We start from the raw sequence: 17488 nt of genomic DNA, 5'->3' as shown, positions 1-17488 counted from the left end.
CCGGCCTTCCGGCCTGCGGGATGGCGGCGTGGAGGCGAGCGCCCGGAAGGCAACCAGGCTGCGACCGGTAATGACTGGCCCGGCCGGGCCGGGGCGCCGAACGGTCCGGCATGAGATTCCGTCGCCTGGTCCTCAGCGTGCTGGCCGTCGCCGCAGCCCTCGTGCCCGCGGTTCCGGCACAACCGGCCCAAGCCGCCCCGCCGCCCGTCCGGGCGCTGACGTTCAACATCTGCGGAAACGTGTGCCGGCACGGCGAGACGGCAGCGACCAGCGCGAACATCGCCTACCGGATCTACCACCTGCGGGCCTCGGTGACCATGCTCCAGGAGGTCTGCTACTCCCAGTTCCTGGCCGTGCAGGCAAGGCTGGCCCCCTTGGGTTACCGGGCGACGTTCGCCCCGGCGACCACCGGCGGCCACTGCGACAACTACGACAAGAAGCACGGCCGCACCTTCGGCGTGGCCATCGTGGCCCGCGGGACGTTCGCCAGCCGGGTGATCTACCGCCTGCCCACGCCCTACGGCGCGGCCCCCGAGGGACGCGTGGTGCTGGGCGCGACGGTGCGCCTGACGGGCCGCACGGTGTTCGTGGTGACCACCCACACCACCACCAGCGGCCCCAACCTGAAGAAGCAGCTGAACGTACTGCGCAGTTGGCTAGCCCCGATCGCCGCGACCAGCCCGGTGATCTTCGGCGGCGACCTGAACTCCCAGCCCCAGGACAACGCCCTGGACGGCTTCTACAACGCTTTCACCGAGGCCAACCGCTCCCGAGTGTCCCCTTTGCCAACCTTCATCCCCATCCCGCGAAAGATCGACTACCTATTCGGCAGCCCAGGCTTCCTAACCCCGGCGGGAGTGGCCCGCGCCTACACGGGCTATTCCGACCACTGCATGTACCTCGGCGTATTCCGCTGAGCAGCCAGCGTCCGGGCGAGGCAGATCCACAAGACCGCCGTTGCTACCTGAAGCCTTTGCTCTGCTTACCTATACGCGCTGCTCTGCGCACCTATACGCACCCTCCTCCAAAGAACATGACATGCCGCTCATCTCCGCCGCCGGCGGCGTAGTGCGGCGCAATCTTGTGGAGTTCGCGTGTGGACCTCGCAGCAGGACCACAAGGTCTCAAACCGGAGCGCTGGCGAGAGCGGTTCCGAGTGCGGGCACGCCCGGCCCGGAGGCCTGAGGCCCCGCAAACAAGGCCAAATCCGATCCGCGCGTCTAGGTGCGCAGAGCAGCGCGTATAGGTGCGCAGAGCAAAGTGCCGCGCAGCCACGGCCAACCGGTGTCTGGTCGCGCGCGTCGCGACCTAAGTCTTCGGTGCCTTGACGGCGGTGGCCGCTTTCGAGAGGCGGCTCAGGCGCCACCAGGTCACGCTGCCGGCCAGCGCGCCGCCGGCTATCGCGCTGGCGACCGCCAGCAGCGGCCTTGAGCCGGTCAGCCAGGTCTCGATGAACCAGGCGAAGGAGGCGCCGGTCAGGACTGCGCTCAGCACGTCGATGATGGAGCGTTCGCGGTTTGGGCCTGCGCCTCGCCACCAGCGGACCACTGTCACCGGCAGGGCCAGGGCTATCGCGGCCAGCAGGGCTACCAGCGGGCCGTACGTGCGGTCCGGGATCGGGGGCTTGTATTCCAAGGTCTGGGCCGCCGTGAAGGCCAGGGCCACCGCGCTCAGCACACTCGCCTGGGCCAGCAGCACTCGGTCCAAGCCGCGCCGGAGCACGTCGCCTACCGCGGCTGACGCCTGGTCGGCTACCTCGGCGGCCTTCAGGTGGACTGAGTCCAGGTAGGCCTCTTCGGCTCGTAGCTGCTCTTGGGTCCAGCTGCCTATCTCTCGGTCGGCGTCGGCCACCTGGGCGGGGCCGACCACCTCGGTCATGTTCTGCACCGCTATGCCTACCGTGGTGGCCATCGCGCGCACGTCGGCCAGGAAGGCGACCACCCGGCGGCGGCCGTCGTCCACCGTGGCCAGCAAGGTTTCGGCGTGCAGGACTCGGTCCAGGTCGGGGCGGTCCGCGTCCAGGGCCTGGTGCAGCACCACCGTGTCGCGGTCCAGGGCGGCGGTGGCCGTGCGGATGTCGGGCAGGCGTTCGGCCAGCAGCTGGGACTGGTAGCGCATGCGGGCGGAATGTTCCAGGTAGCGGGTGAAACGCGGCAGGCCGGCGTGTGGTGGGTTGGTGAACCACTGGGACTGCAGGCGGGCGTGGGCCGGGTCGGCTACCGCGAACAGGTGGCGCTCGCGGCCGGGGGCGGGGAGTTCGGCTACCAGCTGTTCGGGGCTCGGGCGCCAGACCGTGAAGCGCCGGGGTGCGGCCGGAAGGTGGCGCAGCAGGGCGGGCAGCCGGTGTTCGGCCGGGTCGGTCACCAGGCCCAGGTGGATGACGTGCGCGCCGACCGTCTCGATCGAGGTGGCCGGCCAGTCGGTCAGCCAGTCCAGGTCGAACTCCTCCCACTCGCGGGTGCCGTCCTGCACCGCCTCCAGGAGGTTCACGCCGAGGATGTCGCGCTGCTGGTAGACCATGATCTGGCGGACCAGGCCGGCGTCGACGTGCTGGGCCGCGGCCAGCACGGTCAGCGCGCCGGCCCGGCCGCCGTCGCGGGGGAGGGCCAGGTCGGTCGGCCAGCGGGTGGTCACCTGGCCGGTCAGGCCGCTGTCCCGAGCCCGGGACCAGAGCGACTCGACCGCCTGCCGGGCCGTCGAGTCGCTCTCGCCGAGGGCCCGGTCGGCGCGGACCAGGACGTTCACTAGGACGGCCGGATCGCGCAGCTCGACGCTCACTGGGCGGGGCCGGGCGGCGGCGGGAGGTCCGGGCCGGGCGGCGGCAGATCGGTGGGGAAGCCCAGGTCGGTGAGCAGGGTGTTGACCAGCTCGTGCAGGCCGGGCTCGGGCGGGACGCCGCCGGGCTCCGGCAGGTCCAGGTGCTCGCCGAACGGGTCCACCCGGCGGGCGCCGCTGCGGTAGGCGAGGGCGCGCCGGGTCTGCTCGATCCGGTCGGGGTCGCCTTCGCGTACGGCGTCGTGCAGGGCCAGCAGGTCGAGCTTTATCTTCGCCCAGTCGTCGGCCGGCCGGCTGCCGCCGGACAGCGCCGCCCGGACCGTTCGGGCCACCTGGTCGTTGCGCACCGTGGTGCTCCTCAGAGATAGATGGTGAGAGGGAGGGATTCCACGAGCATGTCCGGCGGGGTGGTGGCGGCAATCCGTCGGTACTCGTCGTGCAGGGCGGCCACCGCGTCGTAGCTGCGGCCGGCGTCGGCGGCGTCCCGGCTCGCCTTCAGCAGCGAGCGGGCCGCGTCGGCGATGCTCCAGTCGAAGGTGCTCCACAGCGGTACGGCGATCGCCCCGGCGCCGGTGGCGATCAACGCGCGCAGGAACCCGCCGATGTCACCGCCGCCGGTCTGCGCGCCCTGGCCGGCCAGGCAGGCGCCGAGGATGGTCAGCTTGTTGCGGGGCAGTCGCAGCCGCATGGCCACGTCGTACTGGGTGAGGAACTCATTGCCGGGAAGGACCAGGTAGGGGCCGTACTGTCCGTACGCCTCGTTGAAGTTGCCGTGCCCGGCGTACACAAAGAATTCGGGTTTGGCCTCGGCGATGGCCTTCAGGCCTTCGCTGACGTCGGTGAATTTCCGGTCCACGTTGTCGAGTTCCGGAGGCCACGATCCGGTGAGGATCATGTGGTCGCCCCAGCCGGTGTCCAAGAGTTCGTCGCCGGTGACGCCGCCGCCGGTCACCACGATCGCGGCCAGGTCGTCGTCCCGGCTGACCGGCTGGTGTTTGAGCAGGTTGCGGCCGCGGTCGATGAATGCGGTGGCGCTGACCGCGTGGGACAGCGGCACCCGGGCGGTCAGCGGCGCGGCGGTGCCGGGTTGCCAGGCGACGTGCAGCGGGATCGCGAAGATCTCGTCGGTCGGGATGAGCACGAGGTGGCCGAGCGAGTCGGGGTCGTCGATCTCCGCCCAGACCGGGCCGACCAGCAGGTTCCAGATGCGCTCGCACTGCGGGATCGAGGGGCCGACGATGCCCGACCCGCCGGTGATGGGCTGCGGGGTCAGCAGCTCGCGGGCCAGTTCCTGCACGTCGGTTTGCCGGACACCGGTCACCACCCGCATCCGGCCGCGCTGCACCACGAACGCGCCGAACAGATCGGGGCGCGCCGGGCCGTAGGCGAAGTAGCGCACCACGCAGGTGTCCGGGTTGTTGATCGTGAACATCTGCAGCCGGTAGGCGATCTCGGGATCGTGCCGGGCCGCCTCCAGGGGCTGGGTGAGGAACCGGCTCTCGAATTCGTCCTCCCGGCGGGCCATCTCGGCCAGGAGCACCGAGGGCGCCAGCCGCCGATCCTCCGAGACGGCGGCGCGCCGGGCGTCGGAACGACGCGACGTGACGACGGGAGCTGCATCGGGAAGGAGCACCGCGGAGGCGACCGGGACAGTCAGCGGCGGCAGCTCGGCGGTCGCCATCATGTCCAGCAGCTCCCGCGCCGACGACGCCTCGACCAGCCCGAACGCACTCTCGGCCCGGTCCTGCGCATCGACCCCGGCGAGCGCCGAGATGTCCTGGGCGGTGCGTTCCAGGAAGCTCGGCCGGACCGTCGACGAGTACGCCCGCTTGTAGGTCGGCAGTGCCACCGCCCGGCGGATCGCGTCGGACAGCCGTTCCCGCAGCCTGCGCAGCCGGACCTCGCGGGCGCGGCGCTGCTGCTCCGGGAGGACGGCCAGCCCCGCGACGTAGGACTGCATGGTGAAGTCGGCCAGGTCGATGTCGCTGCCGATGCTGCCGCCCGCGTGCAGTGCGCCGACCACTTCGTCGAGCAGGATGCCGAGGTCGTCGACGCCGGTGAGATCACCTCGGGCGATGGCCAGCCGGGCCAGCTGCTGGCGAGCCATCAGCCGGCCCCGGGCGTACTTCACGTTCAGCAACGAGGAGTACAGCCCGCGGGCTGTTTCCGGGTCGGCGAGCTGGGCCTGGTGGTTGACCGCCTGCACGATCCGGAACTCGTCGCCGAGCGCCCGGGAGATGCTCAACTGCCGGCGGGAGATCTCCGCCGACTCGGCGTGGTGCGCCGGACCGGCGTTCTTGAGGACCACCGCCAGGTTGTGCAGCAGGCTGCAGAAGCCGCGCCGGAGCTCGCGTTCCTTGTAGTCGGAGCCGGGGAGAGGCGAGTCCAGGTCGATCCCGAGCGAGGTGACCCGGTCGATCTCCCGGCGCAGGGCCACGTCGAAAACCCCGAGAGTCGGGTTGCCGGCCTGCCGGCTCTGTTCGAACTCGCCCCGCAGGACGTTGCTGCGGATGTCGGGAAGGCACCACCAGAGCTCAGTGGCCAGCGAGGCGGCCCGCTGGAAGTCGGGCAGGGACCGGGTGAAGCCGCCCAGCCGGTAGTGAATCTTGGCGACGCCGTCGAACCACCGGGCCAGCACGTAGTCGGCGAACTCGTCCCGCTCCTGGTCGAGAAGCCACTGGGCGTCGTCGCCGGCGGCCTGCAGGTGGCGCAACGCGGTCCAGTGGTCGTACACCATGTCGCAGCGAATGATGTCGCACCAGTGTGCGCCGACGCGCTCGGCCACCGTCCGCACGGTTCGCGGAGCCGCCGGGTCGAAGAGGGAACGCATCCGCATCAGCCCGAGTGCGTACTCATGGCGGTGCGGGATGTCGAAGTCGCTGTCGTACCGCCGGATGAGCTCCTCGATGTCGAAGCCCAAGGCGAACCGCTCGATCTCGTCCCGGTACATCGACTCCCCACCCCGTCGGAGGACGCCAAAGTATCGGCGACTGTCGACCATCCGAAAGGACCGAACGTTTACTGTCGTCCGAACGGTACGGTGATCCTCAACTTTGGAGGTGCCACCGACCGGCATGAACGACGAGATGTACGCGAGCCTGCGCGAGAGTTTCCCCGAGCTGTTCGTCAACCCGCCGGGCGCCGGTTACGAGATCCTCCTCGACCCGGAGCTGCGCGCGGCGGCCGAGAAGTTCTACGCCGGTCAGCTGGCCGGTTACGGCTTTCCCGCCGAGCTGGCGCAGACCGGGGTGGTCTACTACGACCCGTGGGTGATGTTGCTGCGCGACGCGGTCCGCGGGCCTAGCGGCGAGTTCGGCACGTACATCCGCGCGGTGCCGTTCGGCAACGCCGAAGGGGTGGTGATCCTGCCGGTCCACGATGGCCGGGTCGTCCTGGTGCGGCACTTCCGGCACGCCACCCGGGACTGGCAGTGGGAATTGCCCCGCGGCTTCGGCCTGCCCGGGTCGGAGCCGGCCGACGACGCGCGGCGCGAGCTGCTGGAGGAGATCGGCGCGGAGGCGACCGCCCTGCACGAGCTCGGCGCGATCTACCCGGACACCGGGCTCACCAGCGGCGTAACCCGGCTCTTCCTGGCCGAGATCGCCGGCGAGCCCAGGCCGGCCACCGCGGAGGGCATCACCGAGGTGCGCCATGTGTCGCCCGCGGAACTGGGGGAACTGATCCGGGACGAGACCATCAAGGACAGTTTCACCATCAACGCGTACGCGCGGGCCGTGCTGCGCGGCCATCTGGAGGCAAAAGCGTGAGCGACGACGAGCGGCGGGCCCGCCGACTGGACCGGTACGACCAGCTGCGGGCCGAGCGGCCCGCCCACTTCGTCAACCCGCCCGGGGCCGGCACCGAGATCATCCTCGACCGGGCCGAGCAGCTGGCCGCGGGGGAGAAGGCGGCCGAGGAGTTCCGCGCGGCGGGCCGCCCGGCCGAGTACGCGGATATGGGCGTCGTCTACGAGGACCCGTACATCATTCTGGTCCGGGACGCGGTGCGGTTCCGCAACGGGAAGGTCGGCGCGTACATCCGCCAGTTCGGCACCGATCCGGGGACCGGTTCGGCCGCCCTGCCGGTGCTGCCGGACGGCCGGATGGTGCTGATCCGGCACTTCCGGCACGGTCTGCGCGGCTGGCAGTGGGAGATCCCGCGCGGCTTCTCCGAGGACGGCGCCGACGGGGCGACCACCGCGGTCCGCGAGCTGGCCGAGGAGATCGGCGTGGTCGGCGCCAAGATCGAGCCGCTCGGCCGGATGACCGCCGACGGCGACTCCGTCGAGATCTACCTGGCCCGGGTGGAGACCATGCCGGAAAAGCTCTCGCCCGAGGCGACGGTCGAGGGCATCGACGAAGTCCGGCTGTGCACCCCGGCCGAGCTGGCTGGCCTGATCGCGGCCGGCGAGATCACCGACGAATTCACCCTGGTGGCGTGGGCGCTGGCCACCGCAAAGGGCCTGATCTAGAAGGTACGGGCAACAACGCCCACAACCGCAGCACCACCCGACCGCCGAGCAGCGCGGCCATCGTGCCACACCGGCACGTGCCGCGCCTTTCGGGCGGCGGCGGTTCAAAAAACCATGCGGAATTCCCGGACCGCGTCGCCGCCGGAGCGCTTCGCGTCGTACATCGCCCGGTCGGCCCGGTGCAGCGCCTCGCCCAGCTCGTCGGCGGCCGCCGCGGCCACCCCGATGCTGACCGTCGCCGGGCAGTCGGGCAGTTCCCGCACGGCGGCCAGCATGCGTTCCGCGATCGCCGAGCCGACGGCCGGGTCGGCGTCCGGCAGCAGCGCCCCGAACTCGTCCCCGCCGAGCCGGGCCAGCAGGTCGGCATCGCGAAGCTCGGCGGCCAGCGCCCGGGCGATGGCCCGCAGGCAGTCGTCGCCGGCCGGGTGCCCGCGGGTGTCGTTGATCTGCTTGAACTTGTCGGTGTCGATGATCATGACGGTGACCGTGGCGGCGGCGGCGCCGGGCAGGCTCTGGACGCGGCGGACGGCCCGGTCGAAGGCGCGGCGGTTGGCGATGCCGGTGAGCGGGTCCAGGTCGGCGGCCCGGGTGGCCTGCTCGTGCTGGGCGCGCAGCACGTCGAGCGACTTGAGCGTGGTGGCGGTGTGCAGGGTGTGCTGCCGCTGGCGCCAGAGCGCGGCCGCGACGCTGTCCCCGTACCGCAGCCCGGCCGCGGCGTCGGCCGAGCCGCGCGCCTCCAGAAGAACGGCGTGGGTGCGGTGGGTGGCCGCGACGATCAGCCAGACCGCGTCGGACGGCAGCGACGCGACCGCGGCCGCCATCACCGCGAGAGCCTCGTCGAGCCGGCCGATCCGTTTCAGCGCGACCGCCCGGAACGGCGCGGTGTAGGCGAGCACGGCCGGGCTGAAGCCCCGGTCCCGGCACTCGGCCCCGTACCGCTCGATGTCGGCCGAGGCGCCGACCGGGTCGGACCGGTCGGCCCGCGCGCACGCCGCCATCAGCAGGGCGTAGTCCCGGAACGCCCCGGCATCGTCGCCCTGGGCCTCGTCGGCGGCCCGCTGGGCGAAGCCCTCGGCCACCAGGGTGTGCTGTTCGGCCGAGCCGACGTCGCCGATCTGGTACAGCTCGAGCGCCCAGTGCAGGTGCATCTCGCCGAGGTTGGACAGCCACATCGCCCGGTTGCCGTTCTGCTCCGGGTCGGCCGCGCTGATCTCGTAGGCCGCCTCGAACTGCGGCCCGGCCAACTCGTACAGCCGCAGTTGCTGGTAGCCGACGGCGATGCCGACCCGCGCGTTGACCGCGGCGACCGGGTCGGGTTCGTCGGTGAGCCGGGTCTCGGCGGCGGTCAGGTCGCGCAGCGCGGCGTCCACGTCGTACGCGGTGGAGTCCTCCTCGCTCAGCCGCATCCGCACCATGGCGCGGGTGGCCAGCGCGCACGCGACCCAGCCGTTGCCGCCCTCGCGTTCGGCGGCGCGCAGCATCGTCTCGACCACGGCGAGCGCGGCCCGCAGGTCACCCTGGACGATCCGGACCGCCACCCGGACGAAGTGCATGCAGGCGAGATCGCCGCCGGGCTTGCGCATGATGTCGCCGACCTCGGCCATGACCGCGTCGGCCTCGCCGGCCTGCGCCCGCTCCAGCAGGCGCGCGGCCCGCCGTGACGCTCCCCGCATAGGCGACGCTCCTATTAGCTCAGCGAGGCAGCTCGCGTTTGAGGACCTTACCGGTGGCGTTGCGGGGTAGCGAGGGTAGGAAGACGATGTCGCGCGGCACGCAGAAGCGGGCCCGGTTGCGGCGGACGTGGTCGCGGATGGCGTCGGCCGCCAGCGTGCCCTCCTCGCGCAGCACGACGTAGGCGGCCAGCCGCTGCCCGTACTCCAGGTCGGAAACCCCGATGACCGCCACCTCGAGCACCTCGGGCAGGTCGGCGAGCAGGCCTTCGACCTCGCCGGGGAAGACGTTCTCGCCGCCGGAGACGATCATGTCGTCCTCCCGGCCGTCGACGAAGACCCGGCCGGCCGCGTCGACGTGCCCGAGGTCGCCGGTGGCGAGCAGCCCGTCCCGCAACTCCCGGGCGCTGCCGTTGGTGTACCCCTCGAAGAGCATTTCGTTCCCGACGAACAGCCGTCCCGTCTCGCCTGTCGGGACGGGACGCCCGTCGAAGTCGAGCACCGCGACGGCGGTCCCGTGCGGCGGACGCCCGGCGGTGTCCGGCGCGGCGCGCAGATCGGCCGGGGTGGCGATCGACGCCCACGACGCCTCGGTCGAGCCGTACAGGTTGTAGAGGACGTCGCCGTACCGGTCCATGAACCGGGTGGCCAGGCCACCCGGAAGGGCAGAGCCGCTGACCGCGGCGACATTCAGGCCGGGCGGTGCGGTCCCGGCCGGCAGTTCCATCAGGCTTTGCAACATGACGGGTACGGCGATCAGCGCCGTCACCTGGTTCGCGCGCATGGCGTCGAGCGCGGCGGCCGGTTCGAACCTCCGGCGCAGCACGACGGTGGCGCGCAGCGCGAGCGCGATCTGCAAGCCGGCGAAGCCCCAGGTGTGGAAGAGCGGCGCCGCGATCATCACCCGCACCCCGGCCCGCAGCGGAATCCGGTCGATGATCGAGCAGAGCGGGCTGAACCCGCCCGGCGTGGGCCGCTGCGCGCCCTTGGGCATCCCGGTGGTGCCGGAGGTGAGCACGATCGTGCGCCCGGTTCGCGCAGGCGGGCGCAACGGAGTCGACGGCACGGAGTTGATCATCGGGTCGAGTGCCGTGGTCGGAATTCCGCCGGGGAAATCGCCCAAAACCTCGGAAAACGCCGGATCGTGCACGATGATCGACAAATTCTGGGCGGTGGCCACGGCGCCAAGCTGTGCCGCCGACAGCCCGGTGTTGATCAGAACCGGATCGGCCCCGACCGAGGTCACCGCGATCAGCGTCTCGATCATCGCGACGGAGTTCCGGCACAGCACCCCGACCCGGTCACCGGCGACGACCGGCAGCGCGGTGGCCAGGCGCGAAGAGCGGTCGAGCAGTTCCCCGTACGTCAGCGAACGGTCCTCATCGACCACCGCGACCCGCCCGGGGGAGCGGGCGGCGGCCTGCCGCAGCTCCCCGGCCAGCCCGAACCCCCATTTGTGCAGCTCCGCGAACTGCTGCACCACCCGATGCGGCACCCCCGGAACGAGCAGCCCGCGCCGGGCCATGGTGGCGACGACGAACGGGGCGCCGCTCACCGGATGTGCATCCCGGAGATGGCGCGGGAGATGACCAGCCGCTGGATCTCGGAGGTGCCCTCGAAGATCGTGTAGATCTTGGCGTCCCGATACATCCGCTCGACCGGGTGCTCGCGCAGGTAACCGGCCCCGCCGAGGATCTGCACGGCCTTCTCGGTGACCGCCACCGCGACCTCGCCGGCCTTCAGCTTGGACATCGAGCCCTCACCGGCGGTGAACTTCCGCTCGTTGCGCCCCATCCACGCGGCCCGCCACACCAGCAGCCGGGCGGCGTCGATCTCGGTCCGCATGTCGGCCAGGGCGAACGCGATGGCCTGGTTCTCGATGATCGGCCGGCCGAACTGGACCCGGGTCTTGGCGTACTCCAACGCGTACTCATAGGCGCCGCGGGCGATGCCGATGGCCTGCGCCCCGACCGCCGGCCGGGAGAGCTCGAAGGTCCGCATCGCGGCCTGCCCCGGCGCCTTCTGCCCGGACCGGGCGCGGGCGAGCCGCTCGTCGAGGGCTTCCTTGCCGCCGAGCAGGCAGTGCCCGGGCACCCGGACGTCGTCGAGGAACACGTCGGCGGTGTGCGAGGCGCGCAGCCCGAGCTTCTTCAGCTTCCGGGTGCCGATCAGGCCGGGCGTGCCGGGCGGGATGATGAAGGCGGCCTGCCCGCGCGACCCCAGCGACGGGTCGACCGAGGCGGTGACGACGTGCACGTTGGCGATGCCGCCGTTTGTCGCATAGGCCTTCTGGCCGTTGAGCACCCACTCGTCCTTGGCCTCGTCATAGACGGCCCGGGATTTCATCGACGCCACGTCCGAACCGGCTTCCGGCTCGGTCGAGCAGAACGCGCCGACCTTCGGGTCGGCCACGTCGCCGAAGCACTGCGGCACCCATTCGACGAGTTGATCGGGAGTGCCCGAGCCATAGATGGCCGCCACTGCCAATGAGGTGCCGGAAATCGCCATCGCGATGCCGCCGTCGCCCCAGAACAGTTCCTCGTTGGCGATCGGCAGGCTCAGCCCGGCCGGGTCGGACCACGTGTTGACCAGGAACTCGAAGCCGTACAGCCCGATCTTGGCGGCCTCCTGGAGGATCGGCCAGGGCGTTTCCTCGCGCTCGTCCCATTCGGCCGCGGCCGGCCGGATGACGCCCTCGGCGAAGCCGTGGACCCATTCCCGCAGGTCGTTTTGTTCCTCGTTGAGGTCGAGCCAGAACTCCATGCGCGCGGGCACCCTTCGGGCCGAATCCGGAATGTACTCGCCGGTAACGTTACGGTCGCGTAACCACGCCCGCAAGATGCGGTTTCGTCGAGTCGACCCGGAATTCCCAGCCGTTCCCGGCGGGCACCGCGGTGAATCCGACCGTCGACGGCAGCAGGATCGGCTGCTTGAACGCGACGTCCACGGTGTACTCCGCGGGCAGCCGCCCCTCCAGGGCCGCGAGGCTGCGCGCCTTGCTCCACATGCCGTGCGCGATCGGCCGCGGAAAGCCGAACGCCCGCGCCCCGATCCGCGAGGTGTGGATCGGGTTCCGGTCGCCGGACACCTCGGCGTACTCACCGCCGACGCGCGCCGGCACCCGCCAGGTCGCGGTCGGGGCCGGCCCGGGCGCCTGGTCGCGCTTCCCGCGCCCGGCACTCTTGGTCGCGTTTTTCGAGAGGTACGTCGAGACCGCCGACCACGCGATATCGTCACCGCCGGTGATCGTCGCGACCACGTCGAACTGCTGCCCGCGGTCGTGCGGCCGGAGGTTTTCGCAGGTGACGGTCACGTCCAGCGCCTCGCCCGCGTCGATCGCCCGGTGCACGGTGATGCGGTTGGTGATGTGCACGAGCCCGACCACCGGGAACGGGAAGTCCCGGCCGGACATCAACTGCATGGCGAGCGGGAAGGCCATCAGGTGCGGATAGGTCGGCGGCAGCGTGTCGCGCAGCCGGAACCCGCACACCCGGTCGTACCGGGCCAGGTGATCGCGATCGGTGGTGACGCCGCGCCGGACCAGGGTGGTCTCCGGCAGACCGGTGGGCCGCCGGGACGGCAGCAGCCCGAGCGCGGCCTTGAGGTAGGGGCTGGCCGGCGACGAGGTCACCTCGACGACAGCCATCAGGCCCCCAGCAGGCTCTGGCCGCAGACCCGCACCACGTTCCCGCTGATCGTGGCGGAGGCCGGCGACGCGAACCAGGAGATCGTCTCGGCCACGTCGACCGGCAGGCCGCCCTGCGACAGGCTGTTCATCCGCCGCCCGGCCTCGCGCAGGAACAGTGGCATCTTCGCGGTCATCGCGGTCTCGATGAAGCCGGGCGCCACCGCGTTGATCGTGATGCCCCGCTTGGCCAGCACCGGCGCCATCGACTCGACCAGCCCGATCACGCCGGCCTTGCTGGTGGCGTAGTTGGTCTGGCCGCGGTTGCCGGCGATGCCGGCGATCGAGGCGACCCCGACGATCCGGCCGCCCGCGTTGATCAGCCCGCGTTCCAGCAGCAGGTCGTTGATGCGCTCCTGGCTGGACAGGTTCACGTCGAGCACCGAGTCCCACCGGCTCTCGTCCATCCGGGCGATTGTCTTGTCCCGGGTGATGCCGGCGTTGTGCACGATGATGTCGAGGCCGGTGAGCCGGTCGGCCAGCCGGGCCGGTGCGTCCGGCGCGGTGAGGTCGAGCTGCAGGGCCCGGCCGCGCACGTCGTTGGCCACCGCGGCCAAGGCGTCGCCGGCCCCGGGCACGTCGAGCGCGATCACCTCGGCGCCGTCCCGGGCCAGCACCCGGGCGATGGCCGCGCCGATGCCCCGGGCCGCGCCGGTGACCAGGGCGGTCTTGCCCGCGAGGGGCTGGTCCCAGTCGGCCGGGGCCGGCGCGCTGCCGCCGCCGACCCGGATGACCTGCCCCGACACGTACGCGGAGCGGCCGCTGAGCAGGAACCGCAGGGTGGATTCCACTGCGGTCTCGCCGCCGGTCTCGACGTAGACGAGCTGGCTGGTGATGCCCCGCCCGAACTCCTTGCCGATGCTGCGGGTCAGCCCTTCGAGGGCGCGCTGCGCGGTGGCCTCGCGCGGGCTCGCGGCCGACTCGGGCGGGGTGCCGAGCACGACGACCCGGCCGGAGGTCTTGCCACTGCGGGCGACCGGGTGGAAGAAGTCGTAGAGCGCGCGCAGCCCGGTCGAGTCGGTGATCCCGGTGGCGTCGAAGACCAGCGCGGCATATTTGTCGCCCTCGCCGGCCGTCTCGGTGACCGCGACCCCGGCCGCTTCCAGGAGCTTGCCGACCGGACCGGCCAGGCGCCCGCCGTCGGCCGCGCCGAGCAGCACCGGGCCGTTCGTCAGCGGGTCGCCGGGCTGGTAGCGGCGCAGCCGGGGCGGATCGGGCAGCCCGAGCCGCTTGACGACGCCACGGCCCATCCCGGAGTTTGCGAAGTTCGCGTACCTGTCACCCATGGGCGTAGCCTACTCACCGGTAACGATATGGCCAGCCGTTGGAGGAGTGCAGTGCAGAACGTGCGTCGTGTCGCCGTGCTGGGGGGAAACCGCATCCCGTTCGCCCGCTCCAACTCGAAGTACGCCGAGGCGTCGAACCAGGACATGCTGACCGCCGCGCTGGACGGCCTGGTGGCCCGGTTCGGGCTGGCCGGCGAGCGGCTCGGCGAGGTGGTGGCCGGTGCGGTCCTCAAGCACTCGCGTGACTTCAACCTGACCCGCGAGACCGTGCTCGGTTCCCGGCTCGATCCGCGCACCCCGGCGTACGACATCCAGCAGGCCTGCGGCACCGGCCTCGAAGCGGCGATCCTGGTTGCCAACAAGATCGCGCTGGGCCAGATCGACGCCGGCGTGGCCGGCGGGGTGGACACCACCTCGGACGCGCCGCTGCAGCTCAACGAGGACATGCGCCGGGCGCTGCTGGCGCTCAACCGGTCCCGCACGCTCGGCGAGCGGCTCAAGGCGGCCGCCAAGCTCCGGCCGCAGCAGGCGTTCCAGCCGGCCATTCCGCGCAACTCCGAGCCGCGCACCGGGCTGTCCATGGGCGACCACGCGGCGATCACCGCGCTGCGCTGGCAGATCAGCCGCGAGGCGCAGGACGAACTCGCCCTCGCGTCGCACCAGCACCTGGCCGCGGCGTACGACAGCGGGTTCTTCGATGATCTTCTGACGCCCTATCTGGGACTGACCCGCGACCAGAACCTCCGGGCCGACACCACCCTGGAGAAGCTCGCGAAGCTGAAGCCGGTGTTCGGTAAGGAGGACGCCACCATGACGGCGGGCAACTCGTCGCCGCTCACCGACGGCGCCTCCACCGTGCTGCTGTCCAGCGAGGAGTGGGCCGAGCAGCACAACGTGCCGGTGCAGGCCTATTTCGTGGACGGCGAGGACGCCGCGGTCGACTTCGTGCACGGCGAGGAAGGGCTGCTGATGGCCCCGGCCTACGCGGTGCCCCGGCTGCTCGCCCGCAACGGGCTCACCCTGCAGGACTTCGACTTCTACGAGATCCACGAGGCGTTCGCCTCGCAGGTCCTCGCGACCCTGGCCGCCTGGGAATCGCCGTCGTTCTGCAAGGAGAAGCTCGGCCTGGACGCGCCGCTCGGCTCGATCGACCGGGCCAAGCTCAACGTCAACGGCTCCTCCCTGGCGGCCGGGCACCCGTTCGCGGCCACCGGCGGCCGGATCGTGGCGACCCTGGCCAAGCTGCTCGCGCAGAAGGGATCGGGCCGGGGCCTGATCTCCATCTGCGCGGCCGGTGGTCAGGGCGTGGTGGCCATCCTCGAGCGCTGAATCCGCTCGCTGAACTCGGCCGGTGGCATCGGCTTGCCGAACAGGTAACCCTGGATCAGCTCGCAGCCGGCCGAGTGCAGCGCCTGCCGGTCGGCCTCCTCCTCGACACCCTCGGCCACCGCCGACATGCCGAGCGACTTGGCCAGCCACAGCACGGCCTGGATGATCGACGACTTGCGGGCGTCGGAGGACAGGCCGGCCACGAACGAGCGGTCCAGCTTGACCACGTCGGCCGGCACGTTCTGCAGCCAGGTCAGCGAGCTGTACCCGGTGCCGAAGTCGTCCAGCGCGATGCGTACGCCCAGCCGTTTGATGGTTTCCAGGCGTTCCCGGACGTCGACCGAGGAACCCAGCAGGGCGGTCTCGGTGATCTCCAGGACCAGGCGCTTCGGGTCCAGCTCGGGGTTGGCGGCGAGCAGGTCGGCGAGCAGCGGCACGAAGTCCGGCTCGGCGAGCTGACGCGGGCTGACGTTGACCGAGATGTAGCCGAGGTCGTGGCGCCACTCCATCAGGTGCCGCAACGCCATGATCAGCACGTGCTCACCGAGCTGCACGATCATGCCGGTCTCCTCGGCGGCCGGCACGAAGTGCCCCGGACCGATGATCGAACCGTCCGCGGCCCGCATCCGGACCAGGGCCTCGGCGCCGACGATCTCGCCGGACTCGGCCCGCACGATCGGCTGGAACCAGACCGGCAGGGTCTGCTCCCGGTCCCCGGCCAGCGCCTCGCGCAGCAGCTTCTCGGCGGCGATCCGCTCGTGCACGGACACCCGCATCTGCTCGTTGAAGATCCTCATCCGGTTGCCGCCGGAGCGCTTGGCCGCGTACATCGCGGTGTCGGCGGCCAGCACGGCGTCCTCGCCCTGGTCGGCGTCGGCGGCCAGGGCCAGGCCGATGCTGAGCGAGACGTTGAGCAGGTTGTCCTCGACCGGCAGCGGCTCGGCGAACGCGGCCAGGATCGCCTCGCCGGTGTGCGCGCCGATCTCCGGCCCGCCGGGAACGGCGACCACGAACTCGTCGCCGCCGAAGCGGGCGATCAGCGAGCCGGCCGGCACGAGCGCCGAGAGGCGTCCCGCGATGGCCTTGAGCACGCTGTCGCCGGCCGAGTGACCGGAGCCGTCGTTGATCGACTTGAAGCGGTCGACGTCCAGGTAGAGCACTGTCGCGCCGTCGGCCTGCGCGGCCAGGACGGACTCCAGGTCGACCTCGAACGCCGACCGGGACAGCAGCCCGGTGAGCGCGTCGTGCCGCACCCGGTGGTTGAGCTCCTCCTGCTGGCGGCGGCTCTCGGTGACGTCCAGGCAGTGCAGGAAGATCAGCTTGAGCTTGCCCTCCTTGTCGAACAGCGAGGTGCTGTGCGCCTCGGCCCAGATGATCTCGCCGGTGTCCTTGCGGCGGTACTGCCGGGTCGCGTTGTACGCGGTCCGGTTGGACAGGTTGTCGAACAGCCCGGTCATCGTGTTGCCGACCGGCGTGACCGGCAGGTCCTCGACCGAGAAGCCGGGCGGCAGCTCGTCCGGCAGGCACAGCCAGGTGCGGTACGCGGTGTTGGTGCGCAGCACCAGGCCGTCCGGGGAGAGCATCGCCATCGGCACCGGCGTCTGGTCGAAGGCCACCGACAGCTGCGCCTCGCGGTCGTCCAGGTTCTCCTGGGCGCGCCGCTCCTCGTCCTCGGTCAGCGCCCAGGCGACGGCCTGGAAGCCGGCCGCGAGCAGCACGGCCACGCCGTGCAGCGCCGCCCACAGCAGCGGGTCGCCGGTGTGGTCGTAGGTGTGGTTGTGCCAGAGGGTGCCGAACACCGCGTGGTGCAGGGTGGTGGCGATCAGGAAGACACCGAACGGCGCCCAGTCCCGGTACAGCGCGAGCGCGGCCACCACCACGAAGAACGAGAAGTGTGCCTCGGTCAGGCCGTTGGACATGGTGACGAAGCCGGCGCAGGCGATCACGAAGCCGAGGGCCACCGCGATCGACGCCGGGCGGCGCGAGCGCAACCTGGCCGCCAGCACCACGCACGGCAGCACCAGCAGCACGGTCACCCAGATGGTGGTGAGCGCGTCCTGGAACGTGCCGTAGACCGTCAGGCCGACGACGCACGCGGCGAGCAGCATGGTCAGCAGCCGGTGACGGCGTGCCCAGTCCTCGTCTCGGAGCCCGCCCCCGGTGGGGATCCAGCTCTGCCATCGTTTCAGCACGTTTGAAAGATCGGTCCGTTCGGGGCCCCGCGAAGGACCCGGACGGGAGCGGATCGGTTGCGACGTGACGGTCGGCACAT

General features: G+C 71.4%; 13 protein-coding genes. 4 read left to right on the top strand and 9 right to left on the bottom strand.

Going from position 1 to position 17488, the window contains the following annotated elements:
- Window positions 1-110 precede the first annotated feature (110 nt).
- Window positions 111-917 carry an endonuclease/exonuclease/phosphatase family protein gene (locus tag Ate02nite_RS15250; RefSeq protein ID WP_203805819.1) on the top strand — a complete coding sequence of 269 codons (807 nt, stop codon included), beginning with the start codon at window positions 111-113 and terminating at the stop codon, window positions 915-917.
- 391 nt (window positions 918-1308) lie between these two features.
- Here Ate02nite_RS15250 and Ate02nite_RS48760 read toward each other — a convergent pair whose 3' ends face one another.
- The 3 genes from Ate02nite_RS48760 to Ate02nite_RS15235 are packed head-to-tail and all read right to left on the bottom strand — an operon-like array spanning window position 1309 to window position 5725.
- Window positions 1309-2778 carry a CATRA conflict system CASPASE/TPR repeat-associated protein gene (locus Ate02nite_RS48760; RefSeq protein WP_239147427.1) on the bottom strand — a complete coding sequence of 490 codons (1470 nt, stop codon included), beginning with the start codon at window positions 2776-2778 and terminating at the stop codon, window positions 1309-1311.
- Entirely contained in the window at window positions 2775-3122 is a 348-nt protein-coding gene (locus Ate02nite_RS15240) for a CATRA system-associated protein (protein ID WP_203805818.1), read from the bottom strand. The genes Ate02nite_RS48760 and Ate02nite_RS15240 overlap by 4 nt, the downstream gene beginning before the upstream one ends.
- A gap of 11 nt (window positions 3123-3133) precedes the next feature.
- Entirely contained in the window at window positions 3134-5725 is a 2592-nt protein-coding gene (locus tag Ate02nite_RS15235; protein ID WP_203805816.1) for a CHAT domain-containing protein, read from the bottom strand.
- 124 nt (window positions 5726-5849) lie between these two features.
- On the opposite strand from Ate02nite_RS15235, the gene Ate02nite_RS15230 reads away from it, so the two are divergent.
- Together Ate02nite_RS15230 and Ate02nite_RS15225 are read left to right on the top strand one after the other, a co-directional pair.
- Window positions 5850-6542, top strand: a complete 693-nt coding sequence (locus tag Ate02nite_RS15230; protein ID WP_203805814.1) for an NUDIX hydrolase — start codon at window positions 5850-5852, stop codon at window positions 6540-6542.
- Entirely contained in the window at window positions 6539-7246 is a 708-nt protein-coding gene (locus Ate02nite_RS15225) for an NUDIX hydrolase (RefSeq protein WP_203805812.1), read from the top strand. The genes Ate02nite_RS15230 and Ate02nite_RS15225 overlap by 4 nt, the downstream gene beginning before the upstream one ends.
- Window positions 7247-7350: 104 nt before the next feature.
- On the opposite strand, the gene Ate02nite_RS15220 is transcribed toward Ate02nite_RS15225, so the two are convergent.
- Genes Ate02nite_RS15220 through Ate02nite_RS15200 form a run of 5 tightly spaced genes read right to left on the bottom strand, consistent with a single transcriptional unit; the run spans window position 7351 to window position 13887 of the window.
- Window positions 7351-8919 (bottom strand): GGDEF domain-containing protein, encoded by a 1569-nt coding sequence (locus tag Ate02nite_RS15220; protein WP_203805810.1) that lies wholly within the window; start codon window positions 8917-8919, stop codon window positions 7351-7353.
- Between the two features lie 19 nt (window positions 8920-8938).
- On the bottom strand, window positions 8939-10441 hold the full coding sequence (locus Ate02nite_RS15215) for an AMP-binding protein (protein ID WP_203805857.1): 1503 nt from the start codon (window positions 10439-10441) through the stop codon (window positions 8939-8941).
- A 26-nt stretch (window positions 10442-10467) separates the two neighbouring features.
- Window positions 10468-11679, bottom strand: a complete 1212-nt coding sequence (locus tag Ate02nite_RS15210; protein ID WP_203805808.1) for an acyl-CoA dehydrogenase family protein — start codon at window positions 11677-11679, stop codon at window positions 10468-10470.
- A 49-nt stretch (window positions 11680-11728) separates the two neighbouring features.
- Window positions 11729-12562: a MaoC/PaaZ C-terminal domain-containing protein gene (locus tag Ate02nite_RS15205; RefSeq protein ID WP_203805806.1), complete on the bottom strand. Its 834-nt coding sequence runs from the start codon at window positions 12560-12562 to the stop codon at window positions 11729-11731.
- Complete coding sequence (locus tag Ate02nite_RS15200; RefSeq protein WP_203805804.1) at window positions 12562-13887, bottom strand: 3-oxoacyl-ACP reductase; 1326 nt, start codon at window positions 13885-13887, stop codon at window positions 12562-12564. Before Ate02nite_RS15200 ends, Ate02nite_RS15205 begins: the two co-directional genes overlap by 1 nt.
- A gap of 51 nt (window positions 13888-13938) precedes the next feature.
- On the opposite strand from Ate02nite_RS15200, the gene Ate02nite_RS15195 reads away from it, so the two are divergent.
- The gene (locus Ate02nite_RS15195; protein WP_203805802.1) at window positions 13939-15216 is read left to right on the top strand and encodes an acetyl-CoA C-acetyltransferase; all 1278 of its coding nucleotides are present in this window, start codon (window positions 13939-13941) and stop codon (window positions 15214-15216) included.
- Here Ate02nite_RS15195 and Ate02nite_RS15190 read toward each other — a convergent pair.
- Window positions 15186-17408: a putative bifunctional diguanylate cyclase/phosphodiesterase gene (locus Ate02nite_RS15190; protein ID WP_239147426.1), complete on the bottom strand. Its 2223-nt coding sequence runs from the start codon at window positions 17406-17408 to the stop codon at window positions 15186-15188. The two genes, Ate02nite_RS15195 and Ate02nite_RS15190, sit on opposite strands and share 31 nt — an antisense overlap.
- Window positions 17409-17488 lie beyond the last annotated feature (80 nt).

Source organism: Paractinoplanes tereljensis (assembly GCF_016862435.1).
In the GTDB taxonomy this organism is placed as follows: domain Bacteria; phylum Actinomycetota; class Actinomycetes; order Mycobacteriales; family Micromonosporaceae; genus Actinoplanes; species Actinoplanes tereljensis.
Note: the sequence above shows the minus strand (reverse complement) of the source record. Positions and strands in the feature narration are given on the sequence as shown.